This is a genomic window from Paracoccus aestuariivivens (assembly GCF_009711225.1).
GTDB classification, from domain to species: domain Bacteria; phylum Pseudomonadota; class Alphaproteobacteria; order Rhodobacterales; family Rhodobacteraceae; genus Paracoccus; species Paracoccus aestuariivivens.
Genome location: NZ_WMIE01000001.1, coordinates 579,714 through 594,299, shown reverse-complemented (window position 1 = coordinate 594,299; position 14,586 = coordinate 579,714). Strand labels below are relative to the sequence as shown.

Annotated in this window: 16 protein-coding genes; 5 read left to right on the top strand and 11 right to left on the bottom strand. The window is 63.4% G+C overall.

What is annotated here, in order from left to right; genetic code table 11:
* Positions 1-31: 31 nt before the first annotated feature.
* Positions 32-496, top strand: a complete 465-nt coding sequence (locus GL286_RS03005) for an SRPBCC family protein (protein WP_155094044.1) — start codon at positions 32-34, stop codon at positions 494-496.
* Between the two features lie 120 nt (positions 497-616).
* On the opposite strand, the gene GL286_RS03000 is transcribed toward GL286_RS03005, so the two are convergent.
* Positions 617-937, bottom strand: a complete 321-nt coding sequence (locus GL286_RS03000; RefSeq protein WP_155094516.1) for a DMT family transporter — start codon at positions 935-937, stop codon at positions 617-619.
* Between the two features lie 197 nt (positions 938-1,134).
* On the opposite strand from GL286_RS03000, the gene GL286_RS02995 reads away from it, so the two are divergent.
* Positions 1,135-2,055, top strand: a complete 921-nt coding sequence (locus tag GL286_RS02995) for a cation diffusion facilitator family transporter (protein ID WP_155094043.1) — start codon at positions 1,135-1,137, stop codon at positions 2,053-2,055.
* Positions 2,056-2,059: 4 nt separating this feature from the next.
* Here GL286_RS02995 and GL286_RS02990 read toward each other — a convergent pair whose 3' ends face one another.
* The 4 genes from GL286_RS02990 to gpmI are packed head-to-tail and all read right to left on the bottom strand — an operon-like array spanning position 2,060 to position 6,739.
* A complete protein-coding gene (locus GL286_RS02990) occupies positions 2,060-2,551 on the bottom strand; it encodes an RNA pyrophosphohydrolase (protein ID WP_155094042.1) in 492 nt (163 codons plus the stop codon).
* Positions 2,548-3,966, bottom strand: coding sequence for a S41 family peptidase (locus tag GL286_RS02985; RefSeq protein ID WP_155094041.1), 1,419 nt, complete (start codon positions 3,964-3,966; stop codon positions 2,548-2,550). Before GL286_RS02985 ends, GL286_RS02990 begins: the two co-directional genes overlap by 4 nt.
* Positions 3,963-5,219: a murein hydrolase activator EnvC family protein gene (locus GL286_RS02980; RefSeq protein WP_155094040.1), complete on the bottom strand. Its 1,257-nt coding sequence runs from the start codon at positions 5,217-5,219 to the stop codon at positions 3,963-3,965. Before GL286_RS02980 ends, GL286_RS02985 begins: the two co-directional genes overlap by 4 nt.
* Positions 5,216-6,739 carry a 2,3-bisphosphoglycerate-independent phosphoglycerate mutase gene (gene gpmI / locus GL286_RS02975; RefSeq protein ID WP_155094039.1) on the bottom strand — a complete coding sequence of 508 codons (1,524 nt, stop codon included), beginning with the start codon at positions 6,737-6,739 and terminating at the stop codon, positions 5,216-5,218. Before gpmI ends, GL286_RS02980 begins: the two co-directional genes overlap by 4 nt.
* A gap of 148 nt (positions 6,740-6,887) precedes the next feature.
* Between gpmI and GL286_RS02970 the strand changes: the two genes are divergently transcribed.
* Entirely contained in the window at positions 6,888-7,289 is a 402-nt protein-coding gene (locus GL286_RS02970) for an ACT domain-containing protein (protein WP_155094038.1), read from the top strand.
* Between the two features lie 4 nt (positions 7,290-7,293).
* Here the strand turns inward: GL286_RS02970 and rlmN are convergent, their stop codons facing one another.
* Both rlmN and GL286_RS02960 read right to left on the bottom strand, forming a co-directional pair.
* Positions 7,294-8,472, bottom strand: coding sequence for a dual-specificity RNA methyltransferase RlmN (gene rlmN, locus GL286_RS02965; protein ID WP_155094037.1), 1,179 nt, complete (start codon positions 8,470-8,472; stop codon positions 7,294-7,296).
* 119 nt (positions 8,473-8,591) lie between these two features.
* Positions 8,592-9,122 (bottom strand): invasion associated locus B family protein, encoded by a 531-nt coding sequence (locus GL286_RS02960; RefSeq protein WP_155094036.1) that lies wholly within the window; start codon positions 9,120-9,122, stop codon positions 8,592-8,594.
* A 145-nt stretch (positions 9,123-9,267) separates the two neighbouring features.
* Between GL286_RS02960 and GL286_RS02955 the strand changes: the two genes are divergently transcribed.
* The gene (locus GL286_RS02955) at positions 9,268-10,257 is read left to right on the top strand and encodes an asparaginase (RefSeq protein WP_170295022.1); all 990 of its coding nucleotides are present in this window, start codon (positions 9,268-9,270) and stop codon (positions 10,255-10,257) included.
* 241 nt (positions 10,258-10,498) lie between these two features.
* Positions 10,499-11,317, top strand: coding sequence for a calcium-binding protein (locus GL286_RS02950; RefSeq protein ID WP_170295021.1), 819 nt, complete (start codon positions 10,499-10,501; stop codon positions 11,315-11,317).
* Positions 11,318-11,332: 15 nt separating this feature from the next.
* Here the strand turns inward: GL286_RS02950 and GL286_RS02945 are convergent, their stop codons facing one another.
* The 4 genes from GL286_RS02945 to fsa form a co-directional block, all read right to left on the bottom strand.
* Positions 11,333-12,091 carry a TSUP family transporter gene (locus GL286_RS02945; protein ID WP_155094033.1) on the bottom strand — a complete coding sequence of 253 codons (759 nt, stop codon included), beginning with the start codon at positions 12,089-12,091 and terminating at the stop codon, positions 11,333-11,335.
* A gap of 105 nt (positions 12,092-12,196) precedes the next feature.
* Positions 12,197-13,135: a tyrosine recombinase XerC gene (locus tag GL286_RS02940; protein ID WP_155094032.1), complete on the bottom strand. Its 939-nt coding sequence runs from the start codon at positions 13,133-13,135 to the stop codon at positions 12,197-12,199.
* The gene (locus GL286_RS02935) at positions 13,132-13,842 is read right to left on the bottom strand and encodes a DUF484 family protein (RefSeq protein WP_155094031.1); all 711 of its coding nucleotides are present in this window, start codon (positions 13,840-13,842) and stop codon (positions 13,132-13,134) included. Before GL286_RS02935 ends, GL286_RS02940 begins: the two co-directional genes overlap by 4 nt.
* Positions 13,842-14,495 (bottom strand): fructose-6-phosphate aldolase, encoded by a 654-nt coding sequence (fsa, locus tag GL286_RS02930; RefSeq protein WP_155094030.1) that lies wholly within the window; start codon positions 14,493-14,495, stop codon positions 13,842-13,844. Before fsa ends, GL286_RS02935 begins: the two co-directional genes overlap by 1 nt.
* Positions 14,496-14,586: the final 91 nt, after the last annotated feature.

Below are 14,586 nucleotides of genomic sequence, written 5' to 3'. Positions count from 1 at the left end.
TATCCTTGCCGGATCATACCGGAGAGGTTCCATGTCTGATGCGACCAATGATCTGATCCTGAAACGAATTCTGGACGCGCCTCGCGCAGCCATCTGGCGCTGCTGGACCGAGCCCGAGTTGCTGCGCCAGTGGTTTTGTCCAAAGCCTTGGTATGTCTCGGATTCCCGCATGGAATTATGGCCCGGCGGCGAGGTGATGACCGTGATGAACGGGCCGGATGGCGAGCGGGTCGAGAATCTGGGTGTCATGCTGGAGGTTGTCCCCGGTGAGCGGCTGATCTTTACCGATGCGTTCGAACCCGGTTGGCGTCCGGCGGGGCGGCCATTCATGGCGGCCAGCGTGACGCTGGCGGATGCGGGGGACGGGCAGACCCATTACGAGGCCCGCGCGATGCATTGGACGCCCGAGGTGAAGGCCGAACATGAAGCGATGGGTTTTCACGTCGGTTGGGGGATCGCCGCGGACCAACTGGAGGTGTTGGCGCGGAAGTTGTAGGCCGCGCAACGCCTGCGGACGCAGAGGGTGCAACGCCCCTGCGTAACGCTTTGAATTTGCGAAATATTGATCTGTGACATGCGTACACCGTCCGTACACAGGGTGTATGCCGTTACAGCGTCAATGCGCGCTGCTGAGCTTCATGGCCACGATGCCGCTGACGATCAGCAGGGCTGCGACGATGCGCATCGGCGTGATGGCTTCACCAAGAAACGTAATGCCCAGAATGAACGCACCGACCGCGCCGATACCGGTCCACACTGTGTAGGCGGTCCCGAGCGGAAGGGTCCGCATCGCAATCGACAGCAAGGCGAAGCTGGCGATCATCGCGACAAGTGTGACGATTGAGGGGGTGAGCAGTGTGAAGCCTTCGGATTTTTTCATCGCGTAGGCCCAGACGACTTCCAGCAGTCCCGCAGCGAGCAAATAGAACCAAGCCATGCCTGATCTCCTGTTGATCGGGCCGTCCCGTTCGTTTGCCGTGATGGTGAGGTCGTCCTCGGGCCAGATATAGGAAACCGAGCGCATCGAGGCAAGGGTCGGGGCGAAACGGGACGGGCGATCCGGTCCGGCTGGGCGGTTCGAGGCGCGCAAGCTATGGTAGCCGTCGATTCTTGCGCGGAAACAGGAGGGTCGCCATGTCATCGGAACAGCAGGTGCTGCGGCGTTCGATCATCGTCACCTTCATCATTGCCGCAATCGGCGTGGGGTTCGGGCTGATGACCGGCTCGTATTCGATCGTGTTCGACGGGATCTATTCGCTGACCGATGCCAGCATGACGGTCCTGTCTTTGTGGGTCACGCGGCTGATCGCGGCGGGAAGCGTGGGGCAGCATTCCAAGCTGACCGAGCGCTTCAATATGGGCTTCTGGCATCTCGAGCCGATCGTGCTGGGGCTGAACGGGGCGATGCTGATCGGCGCCTCGATCTACGGATTGATCAACGCTATCGGAAGCCTGCTGACCGGCGGGCGGCATCTGGAATTCGGCTGGGCCATTGTCTATGCCGCCATCACGATTGTCGCGGGCTGCTTCATGGCCAGCTATGGGAGGCGGGCCAACCGCAGGATCAGGTCGAGCTTTCTGGCGCTGGACGTCAAGGCATGGATCATGTCGGTGTCGCTGACCGGCGCGCTTCTGGTGGCATTCGTGTTCGGCTGGGCGATTCAGGGCACGAATCTGGAATGGATGTCGCCCTATGTCGATCCGGCGGTGCTGGCGCTGATCTCGGTTGTGGTGATTCCGATCCCGCTTTCGACGGTGCGGCAGGCGCTGGCGGATATCCTGCTGGTGACGCCGCCGGTGCTGCGTCAGCATGTCGATGAGGTGGCCGAGCGGCAGGTCGGGAAATACGGCTTTCTCGGCCATCGCGCTTATGTCGCGCGGGTCGGCCGCGGGCGGCAGATCGAGATCTATTTCATCGTGCCGACCGGCGCTCCGGCCCGCCCGCTAGAGGAATGGGACCGTATCCGCGATGAAATCGGTGAGGAAATCGGTGGTGAAGGGCCGGATCGCTGGTTGACGATCGCCTTCACCACGGATCGGGAATGGGCCGAATAGGCCCTTAGGCCAGCAGACCCTTGAAGTCCTTGAACACCTGTTCATAGACCGCGCGCTTGAAGGGCACGATGCTTTCCAGCAGGTCCGCGGCGGGCATCCATTGCCAGCGGTCGAATTCGGGATGGTCGGTTTCGATCCGCACGTCCGAGTCGGTGCCGAGAAAACGCAGCGCCAGCCATTTTTGTTGCTGGCCACCGAAGCGGCCTTTCCAGACCTTGCCCAGCAGTTCGGGCGGCAGATTGTAGGTCACCCAATCGGGGGATTCGGCCAGAACCTCGACAAGATCCGAGGTCACGCCGGTTTCTTCGGTCAGTTCGCGCAAGGCGGCCTCGCGCGGGGTTTCCCCCGCGTCGATGCCGCCCTGAGGCATTTGCCAGGCATGGCCGGGATTGTCGATGCGCTGACCGGCGAAGATCAATCCTTCGGCATTGATCAGCACGACACCCGCGCAGGGCCGATAGGGCAGGCCCGACGGCCCGGAACGCAGGTCGGTCATTGTTTCTTCGCGCCCTCGCTGGTCGCGTCCTCGCCCGTCACGGCGGGCTTGGCATTGTCTGGAACGGCGTCGGCATGGAAGCTGACAGCAGACAGACCTTTGAGGATATCGACCGCATAGGCGAGCTGGTAGTCTTCCTCGCGCAGCTTGGCGGTGGCCTCGACCTGCTTGGCTTCTTCCTCGATCTGCTTGCGCTCGTCATCGCTGATCGAATCGTTGTTCAGCGCGCCGCGCAGATCCGCTTCCGAACTGAGGAATTTCGAGTCGGACTTGGGCTTGTTTTCCTCGCCTTCCTCGACCTTGGCCGGTTGCGGCTGTTCGACGATGATGTCGGGCTGGATGCCCAGCGACTGGATCGAGCGGCCCGACGGCGTGTAATAGCGCGCCGTGGTCAGGCGGATGGCGCTGTCCGAGGTGACCGGCATGACGGTCTGGACCGAGCCCTTGCCGAAGGATTTGGTGCCGACGACGATGGCGCGGCGGTGATCCTGCAATGCGCCGGTCACGATCTCTGATGCCGAGGCCGAGCCGCCATTGATCAGCACGACCATCGGCTTGCCTTCGGCGAGATCGCCAAGCTGGGCGTTCCAGCGCTCGGATTCCTCGGGCTTGCGGCCGCGGGTCGAGACGATCTCGCCCTTGTCGAGGAAGGCGTCCGAGACCTCGATGGCCTGATTGAGCAGACCGCCGGGGTTGTTGCGCAGGTCCAGCACGAAGCCGGTGACCTTATCGATGCCGCCCGCATCCTTGATGGATTTGGTCATCTCCGAGCGCAGCGTGTCCATCGTCTCGTCGTTGAAGGTCGAGACGCGCAGGACGACCGCGTGGCTTTCGATGCGGGTTTTGACCACGGTCAGTTTGATGGTGTCGCGCACGATGGTCAGGTCGAAGGGTTCCTGTTCGCCCTGACGCAGGATGGTGATCTTGATTTCCGATCCGACCGGCCCGCGCATCTTCTCGACCGCGTCGTCCAGCGACAGGCCCATCAGTGATTCGCCGTTCACATGGGTGATGAAATCGCCCGATTTCACACCGGCCTCGGCGGCGGGGGTGTCGTCGATGGGCGAGATGACCTTGACGAGGCCGTCTTCCTGCCCGACCTCGATGCCAAGGCCGCCGAAGCTGCCCCGCGTCGTGGTCTGCATGTCCTCGTAATCCTTGGCCGACAGGAACGAGCTATGCGGGTCAAGCGAGGTCAGCATGCCGTTGATCGCGGCCTCGATCAGCTTCTTGTCATCGACCTGCTCGACATAATCGGCGCGGACGCGCTCGAACACGTTGCCGAACAGATCGAGCTGTTCGTAGATCGAAGCGTTCTTGCCGGTCTCTTGTGCGACCAGCGGGCCCGCGAATTGCGTGGCGACCACTGCGCCCGCCAGAGTGCCGATCGCGCCGGCCAGAAGGTAATGTTTCATTCCGTGTTTCCGTCCTGCCCGGTTCCGTTGTGGCCGTGTGTTTCGCGAGCGGCCTCGCCCATGATGGGATTCATCACGAACCACTCCGCCGGGTCCAGTGTTTCCTTGCCCTTGCGAAGTTCAACATACAGTGTTTCGGTCTGTCCAGCGCCGCCTCCTATGGCTGCATTGGCAACAAATTCCGCGCCGAACTCTTCGGCGGGGGGTTCCGCCCCGCCCATCAGCCCTATGGGCTCGCCAGCGGTAAGGACATCCCCGACTTCGCCAAAGACCTCGGCCAATCCGGCAAATATCACCAGATAGCCGCGCGCGGGTTCAATGATCATCACATTGCCGTAATCCAGCAGCGGGCCACGGTAGCGGATGGTCGCGGCCCATGGGGACGTGACCAGCGCGGCGGGTCCGGTCGCCAGCACCATGCCGGGGCGCTCGACGCCGGCGGCATCGGGTTCCTTGTAGTGGCGCAGCACGCGGCCCATGACGGGCAAGGGCAGGCTGCCTTGCGCGCCTTCGAAATCGGCCATGGGCGCGCCGATGTCCTGCTCCATCCCGACGATGCCCGAGGCAAACGCGTCCAGCGTGTCGGCCGATTGGACCAGCGCGGTCAGTTCGGTCGGGTTGTCGCCGAAGCGGACTGGCATTTGCGAGCGATCCGTGACGGCCGAGGCCAGCAAACGCCGCGCCTCCTGAACCTGTCCCAGCCCCTGTGCCAGCGTGTTTGCCGCATTCAGCTGGATGGTTCGGACGGTGCGGATTTCTTCCAGCTGCTTCTGCATCACCTCGGCCTCGGATTGCAGGCCGGGCGCGACCGAGGACAGGATCATCCCCGCCCGCGCCGAGGCTTCCGGTCCGGCAGGGTGCAACAGCAGCGTCGTTTCCGGCGAGCGCTGCATCGCGGTCATCACGCCGACGACCCGACCCAGCTTGTCGCGGCGGGCTTCGAATTCGGCATGGATCTGCTGTTCGCGGATACCGGCGCGGCGCAGGCCGTCGCGCAGGGCGGACAGGCCCTGCTCGTAGGCGCGGATCATCTGGGTCAGCGAGGCGACCTGATCCTCTTTGCTGAGCGCGGTGTCCAGCTGGCCGGTCGCATCGCGCAGGATTTCAGCCGCCGCAGCGGCCTCCTGCGCGGCCTGACTTAGTGCCGCGTTCTGCTGGCCCGAATTCTGTTGGCCCGAGGTCGCCTGTTGCGCGGGTGCAACGGTGGCCAGACCGGCAACCAGAAGGGCGGGCAGGACAAATGTCAGCTTCATGCGGGCTCGATAAGGGATTTGCCGGTCATCTCGGGCGGCAGGTCAAGACCCATCAGATCAAGCACGGTCGGCGCGACATCGGCAAGGCGTCCGCTACGCAGCCTGCTGCCTTCCGGAGCCCCGAAGACGATCACCGGAACCGGATTCACGGTATGGGCGGTGTGGGGACCGCCGGTCTCGGGGTCGATCATGGTTTCGCAATTGCCGTGGTCCGCGATGACGACCGCCGCACCTCCGGCCTTTTCCAGCGCGTCCAGCATCATGCCAAGGCCCTTGTCCACCGCCTCGACGGCGCGGACGGCGGCGGGCAGGCTGCCGGTATGGCCGACCATGTCGGGATTGGCGAAGTTCACCACGATCAGGTCGTGGCCTGCCTCGATCGCCTCGACCAGCTTGGCGCTGACCTCGGGCGCGGCCATTTCCGGTGCAAGGTCATAGGTCGCGACCTTGGGGCTGGAGGGCATGAAGCGGTCCTCGCCTGCCTCGGGGGCCTCGCGGCCACCGTTCAGGAAGAAGGTGACATGGGGGTATTTCTCGGTCTCGGCGAGGCGGAACTGTTTCAGCCCCTTGGCCGCGACCCATGCACCCAGCGTGTTCACCACCTGACGCTTGGGATAGGCGGCCTGCATATATTCGTCATGCTTAGCCGAGTAATCGACCATGCCCAGAAGCGCTGCCCATTGCGGGCGCGTGCCGGTGTCGAAAGCGTCGAAATCGGGCTGGCCGAGGGCGGCAAGGATCTCTCGCGCGCGGTCGGCGCGGAAGTTCAGGCAGAAGATGCCGTCGCCATCCTTGGCGCCAGTGAAGCCGTCCAGCACGGTCGGCTCGATGAATTCATCGGTCTCGCCACGGGCATAGGCAGCCTCGACAGCCTGTGCGGCATCTGCGGCATGAAGACCTTCGGCGCGGGTCATCGCGGCAAAGGCGCGGCTGACGCGCTCCCAGCGGTTGTCGCGGTCCATGGCGTAATAGCGCCCGATCACCGTGCCGACCGAGACGCCTGCGGGCAGGTTGCCCAGCAGCTCCTCGACATAGCCCTCGGCCGATTTCGGCGGCACGTCGCGGCCATCGGTGATCGCATGCAGGACGACCGGAACGCCCTTGTCGGCGATGGCCTTTGCAGCCGCCAGCACATGCTGGATATGGCCATGCACGCCGCCATCCGAGACGACGCCCATCAGATGCGCGGTGCCGCCGCTGGCTTTCAGCTTGTCGGCAAAGGCGACGATCTCGGGATTGGCGAAGAAGCTGCCATCCTCGATCGCTAGGTCGATCTGGCCCAGATCCATCGCGACGACGCGGCCCGCGCCGATATTGGTGTGGCCGACCTCGGAATTGCCCATCTGGCCGCGCGGCAGGCCGACATCGGGACCGAAGGTGATCAGCGTGCCATGCGGGCAGTCGGTCATCAGCCGGTCGAAATTCGGAGTATTGGCCTGATCCGGCGCGCTTTGCTCGGGGCGGGTGGAAATGCCCCAACCATCAAGGATGCAAAGGACGACGGGTTTCGGATGCGTCATAGGGGTCTCTTTCATGGTCCAGACGCTTCTACGACCCTCCGTCGCGCGGGGCAAGTTCGGGGTGTTCACGCGCCCGACACTGACGATTCCGTGTTTGCCTTTGCCCCTTGGGACGGCAGATGATCGGCTTGGACATGGGGAGTAGGCAATGGGTGGCGAGACGGATCTGGAAAAGCTGCTGCGCAGCGTGTCGGCCCGATTGGTCGAGGGCGTCCATGTTTTTGCGACTTTGCCTCGCGGCGCGATCCCTGCGGGTCTGACGCCGCGCATGGTCTTTCACGAGGCCGAGGGGGCGACGTTGATTCTGCTGCGATCAGAAGCGGATGCCTATGGGCTTGCTTACGAGTTTCCCTGCCGGATGGTCACGCTGGACATCCATTCCTCGCTGGAGGCCGTGGGCTTCATCGCCCATATCGCCGCCGCACTGGCGCGGCGGGGCGTCGGGGTCAATCCGGTCTCGGGCTATTTCCATGACCATCTGTTCGTGCCCGATGGGCGCGAATCCGAGGCCATGGAGATTTTGCGGCAGATCGCGGCGGGCGAGGCCTGACGGATCAGGCCCCTGCGGCGGCTTCCGCTGCGATTTCGGCGCGGGATTTGCGGCCGCGCTCGGTGGCCGACTTCAGCTGGCCGCAGGCGGCCATGATGTCTTCGCCACGCGGGGTGCGGATGGGGCTCGCATAGCCCGCTTTGTGGACGATATCGGCAAAGGCCTCGATCCGTTCCCAGCTGGAGCGCTTATAGGCGACACCGGGCCATTCGTTGAACGGGATCAGGTTGATCTTGGCCGGAATGCCACGGATCAGCTTGACCAGACGGCGGGCATCCGCGTCGCTGTCATTCACGCCGTCGAGCATCACATATTCAAAGGTGATGCGTTCGCTGTTCGACAGGCGCGGGTATTCGCGCAGCGCGTTCAGCAGCGTCTCGATGTTCCATTTCTTGTTCACCGGGACCAGCATATTGCGGGTCTCGTCGGTGGTGGCATGGAAGCTGACGGCCAGAAGGCAGCCGATTTCCTCGGCGGTCTTGGCGATCTCGGGGACGATGCCCGAGGTCGACAGCGTGATGCGGCGGCGCGACAGGCTGATGCCCTCGCCATCCATCACGACCTTCATCGCGTCGCGGACATTGTCGAAATTGTAAAGCGGCTCGCCCATGCCCATCAGCACGACGTTGCTGACCAGACGAGTCTCGTCCTTGGGCGCGCCCTGTACCGGCCATTCGCCCAGATCGTCGCGCGCCACCATGACCTGCCCGACGATTTCCCCAGCCGTCAGGTTGCGCACCAGCTTTTGCGTGCCGGTGTGGCAGAAGGAACAGGTCAGCGTGCAGCCGACCTGAGACGAAATGCACAGCGTTCCGCGCGATTCCTCGGGGATGTAGACGGTCTCGACCTCGTGGCCGCCAGCGATGCGCAGCAGGTATTTGCGGGTGCCGTCGGCGCTGACCTGACGGGTGACGATCTCGGGCACCGAGATTTCGAACCGCTCGGCGAGGAATACTCGGTAATCCTTGGCAAGGTTGGTCATCTGCGCGAAATCGCGTACGCCCCAGTGATAGACCCATTGCCAGATCTGGCCCACACGCATCTTGGCTTGCTTTTCCGGCGTTCCGGCCTGAATCAACGCGTCGCGCAGCTGGTCGCGGGTCAGACCCACGATGTTCATCAGCGGCGTTTCCGGCAGTTTGCGCGGAATGGTCAAAAGGTCCTGCGTGATCGGGGCGGTCATGGCTGGGGTGTCCGGGCGACGATGGGGGAAGGCGTGTATATAGGGTAATCACGCCAAAAAGAAAACAGGGGCCAAGGCCCCTGCTTTGCGAATTCTTCGGGAAATGCTGCGATCGGGGCTTATTGGCAGCCCGAACGCGCCGCATTCGTCATGGCGGTGATGCCCGACAGGCTGAAAGTGTCCTTGGTCATCGTGCCGCGCGCCGAACGACCCGAGATGATCGCGCTAGAACCCGAACGCAGCGCCGAGATCAGTTTGCCATCTTCGGCAGCCGAACCCGGCCATGCGCTTTCACCTTCGGTGAACAGCTTGAAGACCTGACCGCCGATATTGACCTCGACCGTCGAATCCGGCGCGAACGGATAGCCGCCCGAGAACGAGACCTCGCCCGAGGAGCCACCGGGGCGATACGCGACATAAAGGCGGATATCGCCGCGCGTCACGTCCTTGGAATTCCCGCTCGAGTCGGTGTTCTGGGTCGATTTCGGGGCCGACACGGCCCAGCACTCTTTGGGGCTGCTCGCGGAGAATGCAGTCCAGTCGCCTTGGTTGGCGAGCTGCTTGGTTGATTCCTGCGCGAATAGGGGGGTGGAAGTCGCGATTGCGATAAGTGCGGCTGCCGCCGCCACGCGCGACGCGGAATTCAACATGCTCTGGCCTCCTGCCGTAGTCCGGTTTATCCCGGCTTGTTACTGATGAACGGGGTGGTTTCAACCATCTAGTAACAGGATAATGCGAAAATCGGAGGTTGAAAAACCCCCGATTGGGGAAATCGCGGGAATGTCAGGGGGGAGCTTGATGTCAGAGGCCCGATTGATCGAATTATGGCGGGGCGGTCTGTTGGAAAGCAGCCATCGCGGGCATGTCGTCATTGCGGATTCGAACGGGATTGTCGAAGCGTGGGGCGATCCCGGCGCGGTGATCTTTCCGCGTTCGTCCTGCAAGATGATTCAGGCCTTGCCTTTGGTCGAAAGTGGTGCCGCCGATGCGGCCGGACTGACTTCCGAGCATCTGGCGCTGGCCTGCGCCAGTCATAACGGCGCCGAAATGCACACGAAACGCGTGGAAAACTGGCTGGAGGGGCTGGGACTGTCCGAATCAGACCTTCGCTGCGGAAGCCATATGCCGAACGATCCCGAAGCGCGCAAAGGGCTGGTCTGTTCCGGGACATCGCCCTGTCAGCTGCACAATAACTGCTCGGGCAAACATGCAGGATTTCTGACATTGAACCAGAAATTGCGTGGCGGGCCGGAATATGTCGAGCTGGACCATCCGGTGCAAATGGCCGTGCGCGAAGCGTTCGAGGAGACGACGGGCGAGCGCGTTGCGGGCTGGGGAGTTGACGGCTGCTCGGCCCCGAACTTTGCCTGTTCGGTCGAGGGGCTGGCGCGGGCGATGGCGGGATTCGCCAAACCGGCCAATGATTCGCGCGGCGCGGCGCAGCGTCGTCTGGTCGAGGCGATGATCGCCCATCCCGAACTGGTCGCGGGAGAGGGTCGTGCCTGCACCGAATTGATGCGGGCGCTTGGCGGCAAGGCCGCGCTTAAGACCGGAGCCGAAGCGGTCTTTGTCGGAATCGTGCCCGAGCGGGGTCTGGGCATCGCCCTGAAGATCGTTGATGGCGGCACCCGCGGCGCCGAGGCGGCGATCACCGCGCTGATGCTGCATCTGGGGCTTTTGTCCGAGAACGATCCGGCTGCGCGTAAGTATCTGACCGCTCCGCAAACCAATTGGCGTGGTCGGATAACGGGTGAGTTGCGCCGCGCAAAAGGTTTCCCGCAATAGGATAGGGCGGCTTCCCCTTCACGGGTTTGTCCGATGCGGCCCTGCGCGGCAGTCTGCTTGGCTGCTGCGCAGCTTCGTCCCGTTCTGGACGCAGTTCCGCCCGAGTTGCGCGGATATCCGCTTTGCAACTGTCGAAATTCCGCTGATCGCTGGGGTATTTGACTCGCTGCGTCGTAGCAACGTCATGGCTGTGGCATAAATGATGCATCACGCTGAGTCTGCATCACGTAAGGAGCCCCTCATGGCGACCCTCTCCTATCGATACTACGCAGTGACCTATGCCGATATGCTGGCCGATGTCGCGGACACGCTGGACGCGCAAATGGACCGGTTGGATTCCCTGAACGGCCGGACCGGCACGATGGGTAACGACAAGCTGAACGGAACTTCGGGCGATGACGGACTGATCGGTCTGGCGGGCAATGACAGCATGTCCGGCGGTGCCGGAGTGGACTTCATGCTGGGCGGAACCGGTGACGACAGTTTCTGGGGCGGCGATCAGGGCGATTTCCTGTTCGGCGATTCCGGAAACGACAAGTTCTGGGGTCAGTCCGGCAATGATTTTATCGATGGCGGCACCGGCAATGACACGATCTTTGGCGGTGTGGGCAATGACAGCCTGTACGGGTTCTACGGCAATGACCGTCTGGTGGGCGAGGCCGGAAACGATTCGCTTTATGGCGGTTACGGCAATGACAATCTTCTGGGCGGAGCGGGCAAGGACACGCTGCGCGGCGATTTCGGCGATGACACGTTAAGCGGCGGCGCTGGCAATGACCTGATGTCCGGCGGCTGGGGGCACGACGTCTTTGTCTTTGACGGCGGGGCCGACAAGATCATCGATTTCGAAACCGGCCTGCGCGCGGATGGCACCGAGACCGGCGCTCCGGCCGAGGCGGTGACCATAAATATCGCGGGAATCGACAATTATGCCGAGTTGATGGCGGTGGCCGATCAAGTGGGCAAGAATATCGTCTTTTCGTTTGGCGGCGGCAATTCGCTGACCCTTGAAGGCGTACCTATGGGGCAGCTCGACGCCTCGATGTTCGACTTCGTCTGACCTGTCGGCGGCTGGTCAGAGCATCTGCCAGATCAGCCGCAACGCCAGCGCGGTCGAGGTGAAGACCAGCAATGGCTTGATGATCCGCGACCCGATCCGCACGGCAAGGCGGGAGCCCAGCATTGCGCCTCCGATCTGGGCGACGGCCATGATGGCCCCAAGCGCCCAGAGCGGTTGCGCGACCGCCGCGAAGGCGACAAGCCCGCCAAGATTCGAGGCGAAGTTCAGCAGCTTGGTATGTGCGGTCGCCTTGAGGATGCCGTAACCTGCCAGCAGGACGAAGCCCAGCATCAGGAAGGCTCCGGTGCCGGGGCCGATCAGCCCGTCATAAAAGCCGATCAGCGGCACGGCCGTGGCGGTGAACAATTCGGGCGAGATCCGTCTGACGCGGTCGGTGTCGTTCAGGCCGGGCTTGAAGGCGAAGAACAGCGCGATCGCGATCAGCAGGATCGGCAGGCCGTAATACAGGGCCTCGGTCGGCACGGAACTGACGAATAATGCACCGGCCAATCCGGCGGCAAAGGCCATTGCCGCCGCGCCAAGCTGTTTGCTGGGATCGACCAGCCCGCGGCGCGCGTATGAGATCGCTGCCGTGGCTGCGCCGAATGCGCCTTGCACCTTGTTCGTGGCCAGGGCCTGTGTCGGGGGTATGCCCACCAGCATCAGGACCGGAACGGTGATCAGGCCTCCGCCTCCGGCGATGGAATCGACGAAGCCCGCGGCAAAAGCAGCGCCCGCGAGGATGAGAACGAGTTCAAGGGAAAGGTCGAGCATGGCCGCCTATTGGGACGGCGTTGCGGAATTGTAAAGGCAGCGGAGGTCGCCTTGACGGACGGCTATCCTGAAATCCGCGACCTGCGGGAAACGCGCAACAGGGCCTTAGCCGCGCGGATGCGCCGCGCGGTAGACGGCCAGCAATCGAGCGTCGTCGACGCCGGTATAGACCTGCGTTGTCGACAGGCTGGCATGGCCCAGCAATTCCTGGATCGTGCGCAGATCGCCGCCCGCTGCAAGCAGGTGGGTGGCGAAGGAATGCCTCAGTGCATGGGGTGTGGCCGAGGGCGGCAGGCCCAGCGACTGGCGCATGATCCGCATCGCATGGCCCAGCACCGAGGGGTTCAGCCGTGCGCCCCGCGCCCCACGAAACAGCGGCGCGTCAGCCTCGGTCGGGAAGGGGCAGAGCTGCAGGTAATGGGCCACGGCCTCGCGGGCGATGGGCAGGACGGGAACCTGACGTTCCTTTTGGCCCTTGCCGCGGATGGTCAGCACGTCGCGTAGGGGCAGGTCCGATCCGTCAAGCTGCAACGCCTCGGAGATGCGCAGACCACAGCCGTAAAGCAGGGTCAGCACCGCGGCATCGCGGGCGGCGATCCACGGTTCCGGATGGGATTCTGCAGCGATTTCCAGCAGATCCTGCGCCTGCTCGGGGGCAAGCGGTCGCGGCAACGAGCGGGTGAATTTCGGTCCGCGCGAGGCCAGCGCTTTTGACGCGTCAAAGCCGTGCCGGTCCGACATCCAGCGGATGAAGCTGCGCACCGCCGACAATCTGCGGGCAAGCGATCTGGCACCAAGGCCGCGGGCGCGTTCGGATGCCGAAAAGGCGCGCATGTCGCTTTGGGTCAGTTCGCCCAATGTGTTCGGTACGGCGGCACGCCCGTGATAGCCGCCCAGAAAGGACAGGAAGGCCAGCAGGTCGGTCTGATAGGCGCGGATGGTGTGGTCCGAACGGTCGCGGGTCGCCCGTTCGCTATCGAGAAAACGGCCAAGCTGTTCGGCCATAAGGGGGGCAAGTGCGATCGGCTCGGCCCCTTTCGTCATTCGCGCAGCCAGGAAATCAGCACCAGCCGGAATGCCTGACCGAAGAATCGCAGCAGGTCCGTACCATGCGCCGGATTGAAGCGGCCGAGTTCGGCCGAACCCATCAGCAAGAGCGCCGGGAAGCGGCCGGGGCCGAGGTCGATGGGCAACAGGGCCTCGGACCGGATCGGGGCGCGGGTACTGCCGTGGTGGGGCAGGGATAGTTCGGCGACACGGCGCAAGATGATATCATCGCCACGCGGCGCGCGTCTGCCGCCCGAGATCAGCTCGGCCACGGTGCCCGCGGGCACGATGGTCAGCGGACCCGCGACGTCCCGCGGCGGCTCCTTGGAGCCGGATTCCATGATCAGACGCAGGGTCTCGACCCGCAGGATCGGGGCGATCTCGGTTTCGAGGTTTTCAAGAAATGCCTCGAAATCCATCGGCTCCAGCAATGACAGGACCGCGCGGTGGATGGTGTTCATCCCCGACTGGTTGTCATAGGCGGCCGAGATCACCGACTCATGGGCGGTTTCCAGACGATCGAGGCGCGTTTCCAGCGCCTCCATTGCCCGGCCGCGGATGTCGATGACGTTTTCACCGAAATCCGCCTCGCGCGCGCCGATCAGCGCGCGCATCAGGTCGCGGTCCGAAAGGATCAGATCGGGCCGGGCCAATAGCCGGGCGCGCAGATCCTCGGGAAGGTCGACGGCCTGATCGTTGCTCATCAGCCGATCTTCTGGCCGGTCTTGGCCCAGTCGGCGTCGAACTGCGCCAGACCCTTGTCGGTCAAGACGTGATTCGCCATCGCCTTGATGACGGCGGGCGGCGCGGTGATCACGTCGGCGCCGACGCGGGCGGCGTCGGTAATGTGGTTCACCGAACGGATCGAGGCGGCAAGGATCTCGGTCTTGAAGTCGTAATTGTCGTAGATCACGCGGATGTCTTCGATCAGCTGCATGCCGTCGATGTTGATGTCATCGAGACGGCCGATGAAGGGGCTGATGAAGGTCGCGCCGGCTTTTGCGGCCAGCAGCGCCTGTGCTGCGCTGAAGCACAGGGTGACGTTGACCATGTGGCCTTCCGAGGACAGTACCTTGCAGGCCTTGAGCCCGTCCCAGGTCAGCGGAACCTTGACGGTGATGTTCGGTGCGATGGTGGCAAGGTGCTTGCCTTCGCGGATCATGTCGGCTGCGTCCTTGGCAACGACCTCGGCGCTGACCGGACCTTCGACGATGTCGCAGATTTCCTTGGTCACTTCGATGATGTCGCGGCCCGATTTCAGGATCAGCGAGGGGTTGGTGGTGACGCCATCGACCATACCGAGATCATTGAGTTCACGGATGGCGGCGGTGTCGGCGGTGTCGACGAAGAATTTCATGGCAATTGCCCTTGTTGCGGCTTTGGGTCGGGTTTAGCCGATAAAGCGGCGCGGGTGAAGTCCGGGCAGGCCGCTTGCGGCTGATCGACGC